The organism is Streptomyces sp. NPDC059785 (assembly GCF_042732375.1).
Classification (GTDB): Bacteria; Actinomycetota; Actinomycetes; order Streptomycetales; family Streptomycetaceae; genus Streptomyces.
On the sequence record NZ_JBHWHV010000002.1, the window covers coordinates 193585 to 211673 of the forward strand.

The window sequence follows — 18089 nt, forward strand, 5'->3', positions numbered from 1 at the left end:
GTCAGGCTTCCCCGGGCCGGGCCGGGCCGGGCCGCAGTCGCAGCCGCAGTCGCAGCCGCAACCGCAACCGCAACCGCAGCCGCAGCCGCAGCCGCAACCGTCAGGCTTCCCGGAAGCGGGCCCCGGCGACAGCCGTCAGGCTTTCCCGGCGCCGGATCCCGGCGGCAGCCGTCAGGCCGCTCGCCGGTTGCCCCGTCCTTCCGTCTGGGGTACCTGCGGGCCCAGGGACTCGCGCAGCCAGCGTCGCAGGACGTGGTGGACCTGTTCGGCGCCGACCAGGTCGGCGCCGTCCTCCACCGGTGCGGACAGCGTCAGCGGCGACAGCAGGAAGGGGCGGCCCTGCGCGCCGCCGAGCCCGCCGTGCGAGCCGATCTGCTCCTCAAAGGCGAGCACCTCGCCCTCGGCGGGCTCGTACCAGGAGTTGACCATGATGTCGGCGGTGTGCGGGAACGAGTGCGTGCGCCGTACGGCGTCGGCGGCGCCCGGACCGAAGTCGGCCAGCGGCCCCGGGTCGTCGTCCAGGGCGTCGAGCGGCACCTCGGCGCCGTGCGCCCCGAGCACCAGTCCGCCGTGCTCCTCGCTGCGCACCAGCAGGAAGCCGATGCCGGGATGGTTGGCGAGGGTGGTCAGCAGCGCCGGGTGACGGGCGTCGATCTCCTCCCGGCTCATCCGGTGCGGCACGTCGGGGAACGAGACGAGTCCGAGGTTCCCGGACGCGAGGACCAGCGGTTCGGACCGGCGGCTGGCGGGCGGCCGGTGCTGTTCCGCGCCCTCCTCGACCGGCCGGCGCAGCGCCGCCCGTACCGCCGCCCGCGCCTCGGCACCGCTGTGCGTGCGCCGCACCTTGCGCGGCACGGGCAGCCCGCAGCCCGCCCGCACCAGATTGCCCAGGGACAGCCCGTAGCGGGTCAGGAAGGTCTCCCCCGGGCTCTGCCCGTGGTCGGAGAGGACCACGATCCGGTACGGCCGGGGGGCGTGCTCGGCGACCTTCGCGACCAGCGCGAGGGACCGGTCGAGCCGCGCGAGCACCTTCTCGGCGTCCCGGCCGCGCGGCCCCGAGTGGTGCGCCACCTCGTCGTACGCCACCAGGTCCGCGTAGACGGCGGTGCGGCCCGCGAGCATGTCGCCGATCACCGAGGCGACCACCACGTCCCGCTCGACGACGGTCGCGAAGGCGCGGATGAACGGGTATAGCCCGCCGCGTCCCACCCGGGGCCGCTGCTTGCGCAGCCGGGCCCGGGTGGACTGGCCGATCTCCCGGCCCACGTCGGCGACGAAGGACATGGCGGTCCGCACGGCGTTGGCGGGGTCGCTGAAGTACGCGAAGTAGCCCGCCCGCGACCGGTTGCCCCGGCCCCGCCGCGCGGCCACGGACAGCACCAGGGCGAGCTGCTCGGCACCGCCGCCGAAGAGGTTGCCGCGGCTGGCGCCGTCGAAGGTGAGCAGCCCCTCGTCACCGGTGTGCGCGACGGCACGGCGCTGGAGCTCGGCCGCGCTGGACGGGCGGTTGCAGACCATCACCTCCCGGCTGTCCTTCTCGTACCAGCGGAAGGCCGGTACGTCGTGGTTGGTGCCGTGCAGGATGCCGAGCTGGCTGGCCCCGGTCTGGCTGGACCAGTCGGTGCGCCAGGGGGTGAGGCGGTGGGTGGCAAGGGGGGCGGTGCCGGGCGGGGTGCGCTCCCCCGTGTGCGGCGCCGCGGGGTCCGTGGCCGGCCGCGGTCCGGCGTCCCGTACCACGCCGAGCCAGCCCGCGACGGTCGGCATGACGCCCTTGCGCACGGCGTCCGTCAGCACGTCGTGGCCGACGCCGTCGAGTTGCAGGAAGACGGTGCCGGGGCTGGACGGACCGGCCTGGCCCGAGGCGCGTCTGCGGCGGTCGGCGAGGCGGTAGAGCCTGCGGCGGTAGGCGTCGTCGTCCCGGACGGCGAGCGCGGCGCCGGTCGCCGAGGCGACGGCGGACATCACGGCGGCCACCACCACGGCGGTCTCCGGAGCGGCCTCACCGCGTCCCGAGGGGTTGATCCGCAGCGCGATCAGCAGCAGCGAGCCGTTGAGGAAGAAGACCAGCAGTCCGAGCACGAGGGCGGGCACCAGCAGCAGCAACCGCACCAGCAGCGGCCACACCAGCGAGGACAGCAGACCGAAGACGGCCGCGCCGGCCCCCGCCGTGAGGGCGATCCGGGTCGCGCTGTCACCGGTGTCCGACTGGAGCTGGAAGTCGGGCAGCAGCCCGGCGAGCGCGAGCATGGTGACCGTGGACACGGCCCACACGGCGACGGACCGCCACACCCCGCTCAGCACCCTGCGCCAACGCCCGCCACCCACGCCCAGCCACCTCACGTTCCGGCCCGCACGGCGCGGACCGCCCCCACCCTGTCACAACGGACCGAGCACCTGTTTCCGGGCAGGTCGCCACCCGGACAGCCCGGTACGGGCACGGGGACGGGGACGGGGGCGGGTGCGGGCACGGGTGCGGGCACGGGCGTGGGTGCGGGCACGGGAATGCGGCCGGTCCGCGCCGGGGGCGCGAACGACCCGTTCCGGGGGCGCGAACGGCCCGTTCCGGGCGCGCGCAAAAGCCGGAGGCCGGGCCAACCCGGCCGACGGCGTCAGCGGCCGTCGTAGCCGGCCGTCGGCATCGACAGCCGGCGGTGCACCCGCGCCTTCATCTGCGCGTCGTAGGACGGCTCGGCGCTGCCGACCGTCTCCACCCCCACCCCGCGCCGGGCGCACTCCGCGGTGAACTCGTCGACCGAGGCCAGCGCCCGCTCCAGGACGCGGCGGCTGGGGGCGACGAACAGGTCCACGAGGCCCGCCTCCACGTCGTCCCACAGCACGCAGTGGTCGGCGCGCAGCCCGCCCACGAGCAGCTCCCGGGTGACGACGTAACCGCGCTCGGCGGCCCAGTGGGCACACATCGCGTGCTGGCTGCGGGAGTCGACGAGGAAGGGATCTTCGTCCAGCTCCTCCAGAGGCGTCAGACTCGCGATCGCGGTAACACGCACCAAAGGGTTTGCCCCCTGCTCGAACGAAACGGGTAGCGGGGCGCGGGGCATGCGGGCGGCACCTCGCACGTCTCCCATGACGTCCCCCTCACCTCAGGGTTTCGCCGCCGACCCTACTCCTGCCCGTAGGCTCGGGGGGAGTCGCGCGAAGGAGGCAAAGGGAGTGCCGGTGGAGATCACGTGGTGGGGTCACGCCACCTGCACGGTCGAGGACTCGGGCGCGCGGGTGCTCACGGATCCGCTGTTCGCGCGCCGGCTCGCCCATCTGCGCCGCCGCCGCGGGGCACCGCCGCCGCCCCGGGCCGCGGTCGCCGACATCGCCCTCGTCTCCCATCTGCACGCCGATCACCTGCACGTACCGTCGCTGGCCCGGCTCGAGCCCGGTACCCGGGTGCTGGTGCCGCGGGGCGCGCCACGCACGGTGCGGGGGCTGCGCAGACTGGCTCATCTGCACCTCACGGAGGTGGAGCCGGGCGCCCGCGTACCGGTCGGCGATCTGCACATCCGGGTGGTGCGCGCGGCGCACGACGGGCGCAGACTGCCGGTCGGCCCGCCCCGCTCCCCCGCGCTCGGCTACGTCATCGAGGGCGAGGCGCGGACGTACTTCGCCGGGGACACCGGACTCTTCGAGTCGATGGCCGAGGAGGTGGGCCCGGTCGACGTGGCGCTGCTGCCGGTCGGCGGCTGGGGACCGTTCCTCGGCGAGGGGCACCTGGACGCCGGTCGCGCCGCGCAGGCGCTGGCCCGGCTGTCCCCGCGCAGCGCCGTGCCGGTGCACTACGGCACGTACTGGCCGATCGGGATGGATGCCGTGCGTCCGCACGAGTTCCATTCGCCGGGCGACGACTTCGTGCGCCACGCGGCGGAGTACGCGCCCGAGGTCGACGTGCACCGGCTCGAACACGGCGCGAGCGTGCGGCCGGAGGTCTCGCGGTGATGCTGCGGTCCGCGGCCGCCCTGTCCGCGGCGGCGGTGACCACCCTGCCGACGCAGTCCACGCAGCAGGCGCTCGGCTATCCCTCGCTGTTCCTGCTGGTGCTGATCGGGGCGCTGGTGCCGGTGGTCCCGACGGGCGCGCTGGTCAGTTCGGCGGCGGTGGTGGGCTTCCACCGGGAGTCGCCGCTCATGCTGGCCATGGTCTTCGCGGTGGCGTCGCTGGCGGCGTTCCTCGGGGACGTCTTCCTGTACTGGCTCGGCCGGCGGGGCATGGGCTCGAAGAACGGCTCGCGCTGGCTGGAGGCGATACGCGACCGCGCTCCCGACGAGCGCCTCACCCAGGCCCAGGAGAAGCTGGACGACCACGGGGTCGCCGTCCTGGTCCTGTCCCGGCTGATCCCGGCCGGCCGGATCCCGGTGATGCTGGCCTGTCTGCTGGCGAAGATGCCGCTGGGCACCTTCGCCCGCGGCGACGTCCCGGCCTGCCTCGCCTGGGCACTCACCTACCAGCTCATCGGCATCCTCGGCGGCTCCCTCTTCAAGGAGCCGTGGGAGGGCGTCGTCGCGGCCGTCGTCCTGACCGTGCTCGTCAGCGTGACGCCGGGGCTGTGGCGCCGGATGCGGCGGACGGCCGCCTCCTGAGAGTCCGCGTACGCCCCTGCCACGTCACCACCGTCACCATCGTCTTCGCCGTCATCGCCGTCATCGTGGGGACTCGCGCCGTCGCCGGGCCTCGTCGCGCAGGTCGTCGAAGGCGCCGCCCACGCGGGCCAGCGCCTCGCGCACATGGGGCAGTTGAAGGGGTTCGGGCGAGGCCAGGGTCAGGGCGCGCTCCCGCGCCGTCGCGCCGAGCAGCGGAGCGGTGGACAGGCGCACCCGCAGCGCCGCGAGGTCGTCGCCGAACCGGTGGCCGCCCGGCGCGGGGTGGCCGAGGCGGTCGGTGAGGAAGTCCTCCAGCTCCTGGGCGTCGCCGACGCCGTGCGCGGCGAGCCCGGGGTGCAGCGGTCCGAGGTCGGCGTAGAGGTGGCGGCCGGCCCCCGGGGGCCGGGCCAGGGCGCCCGCCGCGACGACCGCGTGGTGCAGGGCGGCGGCCACGCGCGCGTGCAGCCGGGCCGCGGTCGTCAGCCGCCCGGTGATCTCCTCGGGCTCGTCGAGCGCGTACGCGGCGGCCGCGGCAACCGGGTCGGCGAGCCGGGCGCCCAGCGCGGTCAGCACGTCGAGGACGCCGGCCCGCAGCGCGGCCCCGGTGGGACCGGCGGGGAAGCGGGCGACGGCGGCCGGCCAGCCGGGCGGCAGGAAGGGACCGCACAGGTCGCTCAGGACGGTCACGCCGTCGGGCAGCATCTCGGCGGGGCTGAGCAGCACGGTGCCGAGCGGCTGGTGCAGGGTGTCCCGCCAGGTCTCGTCGCTGACCAGGTGCAGTCCCTCGCCCGCCGCGGCCTCGACGGTCTCGTGCACCAGCTCGGGCGGTGCCACGGTGGCGGTGGGGTCGTCCACGACGGACAGCACGAGCAGCCGCGGGTCACCGCCCTCGGCGCGGACCCTGCGCACGGTCTCGAGGAGCGCGTACGGGTCGGGGACGCCGCCGCACTCGGCGGGCGTCGGCACCCGGAACACCGGTCTGCCGAGCAGCCGCGCCAGGGGCTCCCACCACGCGGCGGACGGCCGGGGCGCCAGGACGTCGCCGCCGAGCACGGCGGTCACCGCGAGGAGCAGGGCGGGGGCGCCGGGGGCGGCGGCCACCCGGTCCTGGTCGGCGGGCAGGCCCCGGCGGGCCCAGTAGCCGCACGCGGCGTCGAGGAGTTCGTGGCCGCCGCCCACGGGCTCGGCCCCGGCGCGGTCGGCGGAGGCGGCGAGGGCGGCGGAGAGTCCGGGGAGCAGCGGGAGCCCGTGGTCGGGCAGGGGCGGGCCGTAACGAACGGGCCCGTGGCCCTCCGGATACGTCCGCCGCATGTATCGCCTCCGCGGGTCCGTGGTGCGCAGTCCTCGGCGCGCAGTTCGTGGTGCGCACTCCGAGGTACGCAGCCTGTGCGGCGCACCTCGGAGGTACGCAGTCCGTGGTGCGCCGCCCTGTTGTCGTCCGGTCCCGGCGTCCGGGCGTCGGCCGACCGGTGTCCGGTCGTGCCCGGTGCCCCGAGTACCACGGGGACCGGGTGCGCCGGGACCCCGACTACCTGTGTACCCCGCGTGCCGCCCGGCCATGAGTGGCCGGGCGGGTCGCGCACGTCACAGCGTCGGCGGCGCGCGGACCGGCCGGGGTCAGCGGCCCGCGGACCACCTGCGCCGGTACAGCCGGTGGACGGCCGCGCCGAGCGCGCCGGCGATCAGCAGACCACCGGCCACGAGCGCGGCCGGCGAGTCGGTGAAGGCACCGCCCCGGCCGGCGTGCACGCCGTGTTCGGCACCGGCGTCGTCCCGCCCGCCCGTACCGGGGTCCTCGGGGCGGCCGGGGTGGTCGTGGTCCCCGTCCGGCCCGGAGACGTTGTACGAGGTGTTCCAGGGCGTGTCCTCGCCGCCCCGGCCGCCGGGGCACTTGCCGTCGACGCCCCACTCGGAGCCGGGGCGGGCCGGATCGGGGCCGCCGGGGTGGTGGCCGCGCGGGTCACGGTCCGCGGCGCCCGGGCCCGCGTCCTCGGGTCCGACGACGTCATCGGGGCCGACCAGGCCCTCGCGTCCGAGGCCCGCGCCTCCCAGGTCCGCGCCACCGGAGTCCGCGCCGAGGCCGTCCTCCGGCTCCGGTCCGCCGCCGTCGTGACTCCTGGTGCGCGGCCCTACGGAGCCCGGGTCCATGGAGCCCGGGTCCATGGAGTCCGATCCCATGGAGTCCGGCCCCACGGCATCCGATCCCATGGAGTCCGGCCCCACGGCATCCGGTCCCACCGTGTCGGCTCCACCCATGTCGGCTCCACCCATGTCGGGGCCCACCATGTCGGGAGCCACCACATCGGAGTCCGCCGAGCCCGTCGTGTCGGCACCCATGTCGCCGGAGCCCATGTCCTCGTCACCGTCTCCCGGGTCGGCCGCGCGCGGTCTGCCGTCGCCGGCGCCCGCCGGGTCCCGGGCGCCCGCCGTGTCCGGGACGCGTGCCGTGCCGGTGTACGCGGCGCCCGTCGCGTTCTTCCCGGGCGCCGCGACCCTGCGCAGTCTGACCTTGCCGTCCTCGAACCCCCGCGAGGTGGCGTCGATGAATTCGGGCGGCGCGTCCCCGGCCGCGTCGCACGACACGGAGACGGTGACCGAGCCGCCCGGTGCGACCGTCCGGGGGCTCACCTCCGCCGCCGGATCGGCGTGCGCGGCCGGGACGGCCGCGCCCACGACGGCACCGACCAGGGCGGTGGCGGACAGGACACGGGCGGTACGGCGCATGCGAGGGGCTCCTTCGGCCTGCTCCGGCGGGGCACGGCCGTCGTGCCCACCGCCCATGACACGCCGCCCGCGGCCGGTCCGCGCGCCGCCGGGCACCATTCGCGCTACCCGGACCGCCGCCCGGGTGACATCGCGGCACCCGCGGGCGGGCGGATGCCGGTCAGCCCTCCGGGGACCGCGGCTCCGCCGCCGACAGCGACCGCAGCTCCCGTTCGAGCCCGCGGCCGCGCCGCTCGACCACGGTCGCGGCCACCTCGGCGAGCTTGCGCTGGGTGCCCTGGGAGATCCGGCGCAGTACGGCGAAGGCCCGGTCCGCGTCGCAGCCCAGGACGTGCATCACCATGCCGCACGCCTGGTCGACCACCGGCCGGGAGCGCAGCGCGGCCTGGAGCTGGCCCAGCTCGGTGAGCAGGTCGCGGTAGGAACGGTCGCGGACCAGACAGCTCGCGGCGTTGTCGCCGAGCGCGTGGGCGGGACCGTGCGGTGCGTCGGCGAGGACACCGGGCCGGAAGCTGTAGAGGCTGAGCGTGAAGGTCAGGCCGGTGCGCCGGAACGGGATCGTGACGCTGGAGCGCACGCCCGTATCGAGCGCCGTCGCGCGGTACTCCGGCCAGCGCTCGTCATCCAGCAGGTCGGCCGAGTCCACCGCCCGGCCGCGTTCCAGTGCGGCGGGGATGGGGCCGCGCCCGGTGCGCAGCTGGACGGCTACGACGCCGACGAGGTCGGGGTGGGTCACCGCGGCGGGCCGCTCGCTGCCGCCCTCGGACACGATGCTGCTGGCGCCGCAGCAGTCGGCGGTGCAGCGGGCGGCCTGCTCGACGAGTTCGGACAGTCGCCGTCCCGGCAGGCCGGGGAGGGGGGACTCCGGCGGCGGTGTCCCCCGGTGGTCGAGGTGATCGAGTGGTGTGGAGTGCGGCATGATGCGCTCCTCCTCTCTTCTCCCGCCTCCCCGTTCTCCCGGGCGGGAAACGAGGTGACGGGTTCCGGTACGGGCACCTCCGGAACGCGGCCCGCAGGTTACGTTCGTCGCATGGTGCAGACGGACGAATTCGGGGAAGAACTCGCGGATTTCGTACGCCGGGTGGCGGAGCTGAAGGCCTCCCGTTCGGTACCGGTGGGCGAGCTGCCGACCGTGCTCGACGCGGCGCTCTTCGAACTGGACCACGTGGCGGACCAGTTGTGGCCCTGGTACGAGCGGCTGTCGGCCGTGGACCCGTCCGGCGGCGTCACCTCCGCCCGGCAGGAACAGCACCTGCTCAAGGCGCTGTTCCAGCGGCTGCCGGTACCGGTGGTGCTGGTCGACGGGGAGACGGCGGTGCGCCGGCTGAACTTCGCGGCGACCTCCTTCACCGGCGTCAGGACCGGCTATGCGACGGGCCGGCCGCTGACCGGTTTCCTCGCGCACGCCGACCGGGCCGCGTTCCGTTCACAGACCGCGGCGGTGGCGCGCGGCGAGGGCGACCGCAGCGTCACCGTGCACCTCCAGCAGCGCCCGGCGGAGCGGGTGCGCGCGACGCTCGCCGCGCTGCGGCCCAGTGGCGAGCCCCGCACCTCCGTCCTCGTCGTACTGCGGCCCGAGGACCCGCCGGAGCGGGTCGCCGAGCGGCCGCCGGGCCCGGTGCCCGACCTGACGGAGGCCACCCGGCACGCGGTCCTGCTCGATCTGCTGGACCGGATGACCACGGCGCTGCTGGACGCGCCGCCGGGGGCGCCGGCCGCGGTCCTGGACCGGGCGGCCCGGGTGCTGCACGGGCGCTTCGCCGACTGGGTGGTGGCCGACACCGGGGCCGCCCGGCTGTCCCGTACGACGGTCCTCGGGCCGTCCGGCGCACAGACGGCGGGACCGGCCGGGCAGGACCCGGCCGGGTGTCCGCTCGTCGTCGAGGCGGCGCGCGGCGGTTCGACCGCGCTCCAGGTGCGCCCCGAGGACCCGGACGCGTTCGGCCGGGACGCCGCGGGCGACCCGGTGCTGGTGCGGGCCAACGTGACGTCGCTGCTGTGCGTGCCCCTGACGACGGCCGCGGGACCCGTACGGGGTGTGCTGACGCTGTTCCGGTGCGGGGCCCGCCCGGCGTTCTCGATGGCCGAGGGCCAGGCGATGGACATGATGTCCCGCCACATCGCCCTGGCGGCGGCTCGGGACGGGTCTACGCCGCGTCCCTCATGACCTGCTCCCGCAGGCGGTTGCAGCAGCGGCTGATCAGCCGGGAGACGTGCATCTGGGAGATGCCGAGTTCCTCGGCGATGCTGCTCTGCGTCATGTCGCTGAAGAAACGCATGTAGAGGATGGCCCGCTCGCGTTCCGGCAGGGCCTGGAGCCGCGGCTTGACGGCCTCGCGGTCGATGACCGTGTCGAGCGCCGGGTCGGCCGAGCCGAGGGCGTCGCTGAGCGAGTAGCCGTCCTCGCTGCCCGGCAGTTCGGCGTCGAGGGAGAGCGCGGTGAAGCTCTCCAGCGCCTCCAGGCCGACCTGCACGTCCTCCTCGGTCATCCGGGCGTGCTCGGCGATCTCGGTGACGGTGGGCTTGCGCCCGGAGATGGTCTGGGCGAGGTCCTGGTTGGCGAACCGCACCCGGTTGCGCAGGTCCTGCACCCGGCGCGGCACGTGCAGGGTCCACATGTGGTCGCGGAAGTGCCGCTTGATCTCACCGGTCACGGTCGGTACGGCGTAGCTCTCGAAGGCGTTGCCGAGGTCCGGGTCGTACCGGTCCACCGCCTTGACGAGGCCGAGCGCCGCGACCTGGCGCAGGTCCTCGAAGCTCTCGCCGCGGCTGCGGAAGCGGCCGGCCAGGCGTTCGGCCATCGGCAGCCACGCCTCGACGATCCGGTCCCGGAGCGCGTCGCGCTGCGCCCCCGGGGGCAGTGCCGCGAGCCTGCGGAAGTCCGCCGCGGTGTCCGGGGCGTCGTCGTGCGGGTGGTGCTTCACGCTCACTTGGGTTCGCATGGTGCGTCGCAACTCCCTTGAGGGGTGCCTTGAGTGGACAGTCACCGTGGGAGCGCACCCGTGTGTCGGAGGGGTACGCCCATGGCGCGGTACGCCGCTTCCACGGACGTGCCTCCTGTCCGAAGCACTGTTGACGCGCCTGCCCCGACGCTCGCGGGGCAAACACCCGCTCATTCTCACCCGGCGGCGGCCCGCGGCCCGGGACCCTCTGCCCTGCGGTTCCGTACGAGAACCGGGCCGCGGACGGCGGCCGGAAACCGGACCGCCGGCTCGTTGCGGAAGGTCGCCCTCCGTGACGTCCTGACACACGTGTCGACTCCTGGTGTACGGGTACGCGACGACCACCCCCGAACTGCTGGAGGGAATCATGCAGCGAGGCAGCGACCGGCTGAGCGTCCACCGGGACGACGAGATGAAGCACGAATTGCAGGGTCTGCTGCGGTCGGGCCACCACACCAGGACCGAGGAGTGGCACGACCCGGAGCCGACCGCGGACGACGATCCGGCGATAGCGGGCGGCCCCGCGGTGCCGGGCGGCGGTTCCGTCACCCTGGAGACGGTCCGGCTGGAGTTCGCGCGGCATCTGAACCGCACCGCGTTCCCCGCGGGCCCCCGCGAGCTGATGGGCGTGCTGCGGCAGAACAACGCGCCGGACGGTCTGGTGGAACCGCTGGAACGGCTGCCGCGCGGCGCCCGCTACGCCACGGTCCAGGAACTGACCGAAGCCGTCGTACGCCCCTCCGGATCCTCCGGAGAGCCGGCGGGAGGCGCATAGGCGCCCGCCTCGCGGGTACTGCGGGCTGTCACCCGACATACCCGCGACCCCCGTCAGCCGGGGAAGGCAGGAGGGTTACCCAGCCATGCCAGATTTCGTCAGGGAAGTCATGACGCCGGACGTCGTCGCCGTCCGGCCCGACACCTCGCTGGTGGAGGCGGCGCAGCTGATGCGCGCCCAGGACGTCGGCGACGTTCTCGTGGCCGACGGCGACCAGGTCGTCGGGGTCCTCACGGACCGTGACATCGCGCTGCGCGCCGTCGCCGACGGAGCGGATCCGCTGGCGGTCAGCGCCCAGGCGGTGTGCACCCCCAACCCCGTGGTGATCGGTCCGGACTTCGCGGTGGCGGCGGCCGCCCGGCTGATGCGTCACCACGCCCTGCGCCGGCTGCCGGTGGTCAAGGACGGTCACGCCGTCGGGATGGTGAGCCTCGGGGATCTCGCGGTCGCCGAGGACCCGGAGTCGGCGCTCGCCGACATCAGCCGCGCCGCGCCGGACCACCGGCCGGACACCACCGCGTGAGGCGGCGGCACCGGCCCGCGGTCCGGTGTCCGCGTACGTCCGCGCACCACGTAAGACGGGCCTCTCAGGAGGCCGAAGTGCCTCTCAGGAGGCCGGAGCCAGGAGATCGACATCATGCGTATCGCGTTTCTTACCGCGCCCGAGGGCGTCGAGCAGATCGAGCTCACCGACCCCTGGCAGGCGGTGACCGACGCGGGCCATCAGCCCGTGCTCGTGTCGACGCAGCCGGGACACATCCAGGGCTTCAACCATCTCGACAAGGCCGACACGTTCCCGGTGGACGAGGTCGTCGGCGACGTCGGCGCCGACTCCTTCGACGCGCTGGTGCTGCCGGGCGGGGTGGCCAATCCGGACGCGCTGCGGCTGGACGAGCGGGCCGTGTCCTTCGTCCGGGACTTCTTCGACTCGGGCCGTCCGGTGGCCGCGATCTGCCACGCCCCGTGGACGCTGGTCGAGGCGGACGTGGTCTCGGGGCGGGTACTGACCTCGTGGCCGAGCCTGCGCACGGACATCCGCAACGCGGGCGGCACCTGGGTGGACGAGCAGGTGCAGATCTGCGACCACGGCCCGAACACGCTGGTCACCAGCCGCAAGCCGGACGATCTGAAGGCGTTCGACGAGGCGCTGCTGACCGAGTTCGCCAAGGGCAGGACCAAGACGTCCTGACCATGACCGGTCACAGACGTCGTGCATGGGCCGGTCACAGACGTCCTGACCGCCCGGTCACAGACGTCGCGGACGGGCCGGACACAGACGTCCTGACCGTGACCGGTCACAGACGTCGCGGACGGGCCGGACACAGACGTCCTGACCGGACCGGCACAGACGTCGCGGACGGGCCGGTCACGGAGGTCCTGACCGGACCGGCACAGACGCCCTGGGCTGACCGGTCACAGACGCCTTGGGCGGACCGTGTCACCCGGTCCGAGGGGACCGGTCGAATGGTCAGCCGCAGCGGCGGCCGGGGTGCGGAGGCCCGGCCGCCGCTTCCGCGTGGGGACGTACCGCGGTGCGCGAGGGGGAGCGGCCGGGCCGGTCGCTCGCCGTCCCGGCACCGCTGTGCCGGGACGGCCGTCGGTCCGGCCCGGGTGGGTAGGCCGGGCCGGTCGCGCCGGGCCGTCGTGGACACGCCGCGGACGCGGCATTCTCGCGACGCGGCCGGTCGGCCCGCGCAGGGGCGAACGTAGATCACAGCTGACTGCTGAAACGATCCGCCAAGCGCACCGGCTGTCCGGAACGCGCAGCTTTCCCGGCGCCGGGCCCGTCCGGGACGCGCACCACGTACGCCGGCGTCTCCGCACGCCCGGCGGGCGCCCCGGCCCGTCCGGTCCGCCCGGCACGGCGAGCGACGCCGCGCAGTCCCGTACCCCCGCACCCGCACCCGTCCTCGCGCCGGCGCCTGTCCCCGCACCCGCACCCGTCCTCGCACCCGCGCCCACTCCCACGCCCGCTCCCATCCCCGCACCCGCCCCCGCCCCCATCCCGGCTCCCGCCCCCGGGCGGCCCGACCTGAGCGTCTGCGAAGGCCGCTCCCCGAACCGTGCCCGGTACTGCTCGGCGAACCGCCCGAGGTGGCCGAAGCCCCAGCGGTGGGCCACCTCGCTGACGCTCACCTCGTCCGCGTCGCCGTCACGCAGCTCCTCGTGGACGCGGCTGAGCCGCACCTCGCGCAGGTATGCCATGGGCGACATGCCGACGTAGCGGCGGAACGCCTCCTGGAGCCAGCGCACCCCGACCCGCGCCTCGGCCGCGAGTTCGGCGGCGGTGAAGGGGTGCTCGGGGCGGTCGTGGACGGCGTCCAGGGCCCGTTTGACGGGTGCGGGACGCAGCGGGTGCGCGGGCTGGGCCAGCTCGTCGCGGTAGCGGTGCTCGGCGACCAGCAGGAACCCGTTGAGCAGCGCCTCCTGCAACGGTGCGGACACCAGCGGCTGGGCCAGCAGCGCCTGGGTGCCGCAGTCCGCCTCGGCCAGCGAGCGCACCAGCCGCAGCCAGCCGCGGCCGGCTCCCGCGCCCAGGTCGAAGCCCGGCCCGAGCGCGACCGGGGTGCGGGCCGGCCTGCCGAGCAGCCGCTCGAGCTGGTTCTCCAGCGCCCCGCGGTCGATCTTGACGGCCAGCAGCCGGCAGTCGCCCGCCCACAGGTCGGAGGTCACGGCGCCCACGGGCTGGAACACGGCGGCCCGCTCCGGCGTCGCCCGTTCCTGCCCGCGCCGGCCCTGCCGCCAGGTCATGTGGCCGCTGAGCGGCAGGTTCACGTGGTAGGCGCCCAGCTCCGCCATGCTGATGCGGACATCGGCACCGCAGGCGAGGTCGCCGATGGTCACCGCCCCGCAGCGGGCGATGTGGAACCGCGCCGCGAACCGTTCCGCCCCGTCCAGCACGTCCATCGAGTTGGCGTAGAACTGGTCGCCGATGATCTGACGCGCCTGGTCGACGTCCGTCGTACGAATGGAAGCCGTCACGCAGCATCCCCCCTTGCCTCGTTCTCCGGGCCCGTACCGCGAAGCCCGCGTCCACCAGGGCGGCAGCGTACGGTGTGCCGCCCGGCGCGAGAAGATCCAAGCGGGCGCGGGCCGCCCCTCAGGGGGGTCCTGCTCGGGGGCCGGGTCCTCAGGCGAGGTCCGGTTCGGGGCCGCCGATCCGGTCCCTGGCGCCCTCGCGGGTCCGCGCGGCGGCGACCGGGCGGCGCGGATTGCGGCGCAGATACTCGCCCTCCAGCTCCGCCATGCGCGCGTTGTGGGTGCGCAGGGCGTCGTCGGAACCGTACAGAAGCGTGTCGTGGCGGGTGCGGTGGATCGCCTGGAGCTCCTTCATGAGCTGCTGGTCGTCCAGCCGGCCCGGGTCGACTCCGGTCATGGTGACAACCCCGATCGTCGCGATCATCGTGTTCCTTCTCCGCCGTCCGGGTACCCGCCCGGCAAGCAATACCCCGAGCGACCTTTCGGGAGGGAGCCATGGACCTCGCTTTTCTCCATCCTCTGTACGAGCATTCCGGGCCCTGGGCCTCTGTGTACGTCGATACCTCCCGCCATACGGAGAGCACCCCTCATGAGCGCTCCCTGACGGCGCAGGCCGTCTCCCGGGAGCTGGCCGCGCAGGGCGCGGACCGGGCGACGTGCGAGGCGGTGCACGCGGCCGTCGACGAGCTGCGGCACTCCACCGAGCCGCACGGGCGGGCGTTCTTCGCCGCGCACGGCGAGGTGGTGCTCGCACCGTCGCTCGCCGCGCCGCCGCCGGGCACGGAGGTGTTCTGGGGCCCGCTGCCGCGCACCGCGCCCCTGGTGGAGCTGGCCGGTGAGGACCCGCTCTGCCTGGTGGCGTACATCGACCGGCGCGGCGCCGACTTCGAGCTGCGCAGCGCGCTGGGCAGCGAGGAGGCGGGGTCGGTCACGGGCGACCAGTACCCCGTCCACCGCACGCGGTCGGCCGACTGGTCCGAGAAACACTTCCAGCTCAAGGTGGAGAACACCTGGGAGAAGAACGCCGAGGACGTCGCCAGGGCGCTCGCCGCCTGCCAGGAGGACAGCCGGGCCGACCTGCTGGTCCTGGTGGGCGACGCCCGGGAGCGGCACGCGGTGCGCGAACACCTGCCGAAGGCGCTGCACGACCGCACCGTGGAGGAGACGCGCGGCTCCGGCAGCCGGCTCCTCGATGACGACGTGGAGCGGATCCGCGCCGAGCACGTACGGCTGCGCACCACGGACGAGCTGGACCGGTTCCTCGCCGCCCGCTCCCCCGACGACGAGGGACGCAAGGGCGCCGCCGAGGGCGTGCCCGCCCTGGTCGAGGCGGCCCTTGAGCACCGTATCGACGAGCTGCTGCTCTGCCTGGACGGGCCGGACGCGCACCGCGAGGTGTGGATAGGCCCGGACCCGGACCAGATCGCCGTACGGCGCTCCGACGCGGCGGTGCTCGGCGAGCGCGATCCGGTGTCCGCGCGCGCGGACGACGCGCTGATGCGGTCCGCCGTCATGACGGACGCACCCGCGATCTCGGTCGCGGGCGTCACGTCCGACGAGGTGCCCGCGGGCGGACTGGGAGCGCTGCTGCGCTGGAAGTGACCGACGCCCTTCGACGCGCCCGCTGAGCGTTCCGCGGAACGCTCAGCGGGCGCGCTCCACGCGGCGCTCGTCCCACACCGGCTCCGGTGTCTCGCGTACCCGGCCGTCGGAGCCGAAGACCAGGTAGCGGTCGAAGGGGCGGGCGAACCAGCGGTCGTGGGTGACCGCGACGACCGTCCCCTGGTACGCCTCCAGGCCCTCCTGGAGCGCTTCTGCCGATTCCAGGTCCAGGTTGTCGGTCGGCTCGTCCAGGAGCAGGGCGGTGGCGCCCTCCAGTTCCAGGAGCAGGATCTGGAAGCGGGCCTGCTGCCCGCCGGACAGCCGGTCGAAGCGCTGCTCGGCCTGCGCGGTCAGCTCGTAGCGGCGCAGGCGCGACATGGCGGCGCCCCGGTCCTGCGCGTGCTCCGTCCACAGGATGTCGAGCAGGGTGCGGCCCTCCAGCTCCGGGTGGGCGTGCGTCTGCGCGAAGTGCCCGGGGACCACGCGGGCGCCCAGCTTCCAGTGGCCGGTGTGCGCGACGTCGCCGCCCGCGAGCAGCCGCAGGAAGTGCGACTTGCCCGAGCCGTTGGAGCCGAGCACCGCGACCCGTTCGCCGTAGAAGATCTCCAGGTCGAAGGGTTGCATCAGACCCGTCAGCTCCAGGCCCTCGCAGGTGATGGCCCGTACGCCGGTCCGGCCGCCGTGCAGCCGCATCGTGATGTCCTGCTCGCGCGGCGGCTCCGGCGGCGGGCCCGCCTCCTCGAACTTGCGCAGCCTGGTCTGGGCGGCCTGGTAGCGGGAGGCCAGCTCATGGCTGATGGTGGCCGCCTGACGCAGGCTCAGCACCAGCTTCTTCAGCTGCGCGTGCTTCTCGTCCCAGCGGCGGCGCAGCTCCTCGAAGCGGGCGAACCGCTCGCGTCTGGCCTTGTGGTAGGTGGCGAAGCCGCCGCCGTGCACCCAGGCGTCCGCCCCGGTGGGGCTGGGCTCGACGCTCACGATCCGCTCGGCGGCGCGCGCCAGCAGCTCCCGGTCGTGCGAGACGAACAGGACCGTCTTACGGGTCTCCGCGAGCCGCTCCTCCAGCCAGCGCTTGCCGGGCACGTCGAGGTAGTTGTCCGGCTCGTCCAGGAGCAGCACCTCGTCGGTGCCGCGCAGCAGCGCCTCCAGGACGAGCCGCTTCTGCTCGCCGCCGGACAGGGTGCGCACCTGGCGCCACTGCGCCTTCTCGTAGGGCATGCCGAGCGCGGCCGTGGTGCAGATGTCCCACAGGGTCTCGGACTCGTAGCCGCGCACCTCGGCCCAGTCGGACAGGGCCTGCGCGTACTTGAGCTGGGCGGCCTCGTCGTCCACGGTCATGATGGCGTGCTCGGCGGTGTCGACGGCCCTCGCGGCCTCACGGATGCGCGGCGGGGCCACGGACACCAGCAGGTCGCGGACCGTGGTCTCGTCCCGTACGGAACCCACGAACTGGCGCATCACGCCGAGGCCGCCGCTCACGGTGACCGTCCCGCCGTGCGGCTTCAGCTCTCCGGCGATCAGCCGCAGCAGGGTGGTCTTGCCCGCGCCGTTCGGCCCGACGAGGGCCACCACGGCTCCTTCGCCCACCCGGAACGACACGTCGCCGAGCAACGCCCTCCCGTCGGGGAGGTAGTACTCCAGGTGCGCGGCTTCGAGGTGTCCCATGGTCCGGCATTGTCCGGGGCGGCCGGGCCGGCGGGCAAACGCATTGTTCTCCCCGGCTCCCGAACGCATTGCTCTCCCCCGGCTCCCCGCGCCCGGCGAGCCGCCGGCGGCCCGGCTGGAAACGCCCACCCCTGGGTACTCGCTCTCGCATGACCTTGACCCCAGACGTCGATCTCACCGTCCGCCCGCCGGGACCGCACGCGATCCGCGACCGGCTGCTGACCGCCGACCAACGGCTGTTCGAGGCGGTCGCGACCCGGCACTGGCCGGGCGGCGACCGTCTGCTGCCGAGGCTGAGCCGCAGCGCCAATCACGGCGTGCTGTGGTTCGCGACGGCGGCGGCGCTCGCCGCGACCCGCTCCCCGCGGGCCCGCCGGGCCGCCGTGCGGGGCGTCGCCTCGCTCACCCTGGCGTCGGCCACCATCAACACGATCGGCAAGCGTTCGGTGCGCCGCGCCCGTCCGGCGCTGGACGCCGTACCGCTGATGCGGCAGCTCAAGCGGCAGCCGATCACCACGTCGTTCCCCTCCGGGCACTCCGCGTCGGCCGCGGCCTTCGCGGCGGGCGTGGCCCTGGAGTCGCGCGGTCTGGGCGCGGTGGTGGCGCCGGTCGCCGCCGCGGTGGCGCTGTCCCGCGTGTACACGGGCGTCCACTTCCCGAGCGACGTGCTCGCGGGCGCGGCCCTCGGGGTGGGCGCCGCGTACGCCGTGCGCGCGCTCGTCCCGCCCCGTGAGCCGGAGACGGACCCGGCGTCCGACCGGCCCCGGACGGACGCGCCCGCGGCGCTGCCCGAGGGCGAGCGCCCGGTCATGGCGACACCGC

At 74.9% G+C, this 18089-nt stretch carries 16 protein-coding genes and 1 pseudogene; 8 read left to right on the forward strand and 9 right to left on the reverse strand.

Annotation, left to right across the window (positions count from 1 at the left end; genetic code table 11):
- Positions 1-171: 171 nt before the first annotated feature.
- Both ACFV6E_RS02270 and ACFV6E_RS02275 read right to left on the reverse strand, forming a co-directional pair.
- Complete coding sequence (locus tag ACFV6E_RS02270; protein ID WP_385458885.1) at positions 172-2325, reverse strand: phage holin family protein; 2154 nt, start codon at positions 2323-2325, stop codon at positions 172-174.
- Between the two features lie 284 nt (positions 2326-2609).
- On the reverse strand, positions 2610-3056 hold the full coding sequence (locus tag ACFV6E_RS02275; protein WP_385176210.1) for a hypothetical protein: 447 nt from the start codon (positions 3054-3056) through the stop codon (positions 2610-2612).
- 112 nt (positions 3057-3168) lie between these two features.
- On the opposite strand from ACFV6E_RS02275, the gene ACFV6E_RS02280 reads away from it, so the two are divergent.
- The gene (locus ACFV6E_RS02280) at positions 3169-3942 is read left to right on the forward strand and encodes an MBL fold metallo-hydrolase (protein ID WP_385176206.1); all 774 of its coding nucleotides are present in this window, start codon (positions 3169-3171) and stop codon (positions 3940-3942) included.
- The gene (locus ACFV6E_RS02285; RefSeq protein WP_385458887.1) at positions 3942-4583 is read left to right on the forward strand and encodes a DedA family protein; all 642 of its coding nucleotides are present in this window, start codon (positions 3942-3944) and stop codon (positions 4581-4583) included. The genes ACFV6E_RS02280 and ACFV6E_RS02285 overlap by 1 nt, the downstream gene beginning before the upstream one ends.
- Positions 4584-4643: 60 nt before the next feature.
- Here the strand turns inward: ACFV6E_RS02285 and ACFV6E_RS02290 are convergent, their stop codons facing one another.
- The 3 genes from ACFV6E_RS02290 to ACFV6E_RS02300 form a co-directional block, all read right to left on the reverse strand.
- The gene (locus tag ACFV6E_RS02290) at positions 4644-5894 is read right to left on the reverse strand and encodes an aminotransferase class I/II-fold pyridoxal phosphate-dependent enzyme (RefSeq protein WP_385458889.1); all 1251 of its coding nucleotides are present in this window, start codon (positions 5892-5894) and stop codon (positions 4644-4646) included.
- 306 nt (positions 5895-6200) lie between these two features.
- Positions 6201-7307, reverse strand: a complete 1107-nt coding sequence (locus tag ACFV6E_RS02295) for a hypothetical protein (protein WP_385176198.1) — start codon at positions 7305-7307, stop codon at positions 6201-6203.
- 160 nt (positions 7308-7467) lie between these two features.
- A complete protein-coding gene (locus ACFV6E_RS02300; RefSeq protein WP_385176196.1) occupies positions 7468-8226 on the reverse strand; it encodes an ANTAR domain-containing response regulator in 759 nt (252 codons plus the stop codon).
- A 111-nt stretch (positions 8227-8337) separates the two neighbouring features.
- Here ACFV6E_RS02300 and ACFV6E_RS02305 point away from each other — a divergent pair, with 111 nt between their 5' ends.
- Positions 8338-9474 (forward strand): PAS domain-containing protein, encoded by a 1137-nt coding sequence (locus tag ACFV6E_RS02305; RefSeq protein ID WP_385176193.1) that lies wholly within the window; start codon positions 8338-8340, stop codon positions 9472-9474.
- Here the strand turns inward: ACFV6E_RS02305 and ACFV6E_RS02310 are convergent.
- The gene (locus ACFV6E_RS02310) at positions 9455-10249 is read right to left on the reverse strand and encodes an RNA polymerase sigma factor SigF (RefSeq protein ID WP_385458890.1); all 795 of its coding nucleotides are present in this window, start codon (positions 10247-10249) and stop codon (positions 9455-9457) included. The genes ACFV6E_RS02305 and ACFV6E_RS02310 overlap by 20 nt on opposite strands.
- 367 nt (positions 10250-10616) lie before the next feature.
- Between ACFV6E_RS02310 and ACFV6E_RS02315 the strand changes: the two genes are divergently transcribed.
- The 3 genes from ACFV6E_RS02315 to ACFV6E_RS02325 all read left to right on the forward strand — a co-directional run bounded on the left by ACFV6E_RS02315 (position 10617) and on the right by ACFV6E_RS02325 (position 12213).
- Positions 10617-11024, forward strand: coding sequence for a DUF2795 domain-containing protein (locus tag ACFV6E_RS02315; RefSeq protein WP_385176188.1), 408 nt, complete (start codon positions 10617-10619; stop codon positions 11022-11024).
- Positions 11025-11109: 85 nt separating this feature from the next.
- On the forward strand, positions 11110-11547 hold the full coding sequence (locus ACFV6E_RS02320; RefSeq protein WP_385176186.1) for a CBS domain-containing protein: 438 nt from the start codon (positions 11110-11112) through the stop codon (positions 11545-11547).
- A 114-nt stretch (positions 11548-11661) separates the two neighbouring features.
- Positions 11662-12213, forward strand: a complete 552-nt coding sequence (locus ACFV6E_RS02325) for a type 1 glutamine amidotransferase domain-containing protein (RefSeq protein WP_385176183.1) — start codon at positions 11662-11664, stop codon at positions 12211-12213.
- 224 nt (positions 12214-12437) lie between these two features.
- Here ACFV6E_RS02325 and ACFV6E_RS02330 read toward each other — a convergent pair whose 3' ends face one another.
- Both ACFV6E_RS02330 and ACFV6E_RS02335 read right to left on the reverse strand, forming a co-directional pair.
- Entirely contained in the window at positions 12438-14006 is a 1569-nt protein-coding gene (locus ACFV6E_RS02330) for an AraC family transcriptional regulator (protein ID WP_385458892.1), read from the reverse strand.
- Positions 14007-14154: 148 nt separating this feature from the next.
- A complete protein-coding gene (locus tag ACFV6E_RS02335) occupies positions 14155-14427 on the reverse strand; it encodes a DUF6158 family protein (protein ID WP_385161942.1) in 273 nt (90 codons plus the stop codon).
- 71 nt (positions 14428-14498) lie between these two features.
- Between ACFV6E_RS02335 and ACFV6E_RS02340 the strand changes: the two genes are divergently transcribed.
- Positions 14499-15605, forward strand: coding sequence for a Vms1/Ankzf1 family peptidyl-tRNA hydrolase (locus tag ACFV6E_RS02340; RefSeq protein ID WP_385161944.1), 1107 nt, complete (start codon positions 14499-14501; stop codon positions 15603-15605).
- A gap of 42 nt (positions 15606-15647) precedes the next feature.
- Here ACFV6E_RS02340 and ACFV6E_RS02345 read toward each other — a convergent pair whose 3' ends face one another.
- Positions 15648-17267, reverse strand: a complete 1620-nt coding sequence (locus ACFV6E_RS02345) for an ABC-F family ATP-binding cassette domain-containing protein (protein ID WP_385458894.1) — start codon at positions 17265-17267, stop codon at positions 15648-15650.
- Between the two features lie 155 nt (positions 17268-17422).
- Here ACFV6E_RS02345 and ACFV6E_RS02350 point away from each other — a divergent pair.
- Positions 17423-18067, forward strand: a pseudogene (locus tag ACFV6E_RS02350) (phosphatase PAP2 family protein); the annotation flags it as partial.
- Positions 18068-18089: the final 22 nt, after the last annotated feature.

What these genes read in the sequence shown, in the direction of transcription:
- ACFV6E_RS02275 (WP_385176210.1), bottom strand. Translation starts at nt 3,056, where the DNA reads ATGCCCCGCGCCCCGCTACCCGTTTCGTTCGAGCAGGGGGCAAACCCT.
- ACFV6E_RS02285 (WP_385458887.1), top strand. Translation starts at nt 3,942, where the DNA reads ATGCTGCGGTCCGCGGCCGCCCTGTCCGCGGCGGCGGTGACCACCCTG.
- ACFV6E_RS02290 (WP_385458889.1), bottom strand. Translation starts at nt 5,894, where the DNA reads ATGCGGCGGACGTATCCGGAGGGCCACGGGCCCGTTCGTTACGGCCCG.
- ACFV6E_RS02295 (WP_385176198.1), bottom strand. Translation starts at nt 7,307, where the DNA reads ATGCGCCGTACCGCCCGTGTCCTGTCCGCCACCGCCCTGGTCGGTGCC.
- ACFV6E_RS02300 (WP_385176196.1), bottom strand. Translation starts at nt 8,226, where the DNA reads ATGCCGCACTCCACACCACTCGATCACCTCGACCACCGGGGGACACCG.
- ACFV6E_RS02305 (WP_385176193.1), top strand. Translation starts at nt 8,338, where the DNA reads ATGGTGCAGACGGACGAATTCGGGGAAGAACTCGCGGATTTCGTACGC.
- ACFV6E_RS02310 (WP_385458890.1), bottom strand. Translation starts at nt 10,249, where the DNA reads ATGCGAACCCAAGTGAGCGTGAAGCACCACCCGCACGACGACGCCCCG.
- ACFV6E_RS02315 (WP_385176188.1), top strand. Translation starts at nt 10,617, where the DNA reads ATGCAGCGAGGCAGCGACCGGCTGAGCGTCCACCGGGACGACGAGATG.
- ACFV6E_RS02320 (WP_385176186.1), top strand. Translation starts at nt 11,110, where the DNA reads ATGCCAGATTTCGTCAGGGAAGTCATGACGCCGGACGTCGTCGCCGTC.
- ACFV6E_RS02325 (WP_385176183.1), top strand. Translation starts at nt 11,662, where the DNA reads ATGCGTATCGCGTTTCTTACCGCGCCCGAGGGCGTCGAGCAGATCGAG.
- ACFV6E_RS02335 (WP_385161942.1), bottom strand. Translation starts at nt 14,427, where the DNA reads ATGATCGCGACGATCGGGGTTGTCACCATGACCGGAGTCGACCCGGGC.
- ACFV6E_RS02340 (WP_385161944.1), top strand. Translation starts at nt 14,499, where the DNA reads ATGGACCTCGCTTTTCTCCATCCTCTGTACGAGCATTCCGGGCCCTGG.
- ACFV6E_RS02345 (WP_385458894.1), bottom strand. Translation starts at nt 17,267, where the DNA reads ATGGGACACCTCGAAGCCGCGCACCTGGAGTACTACCTCCCCGACGGG.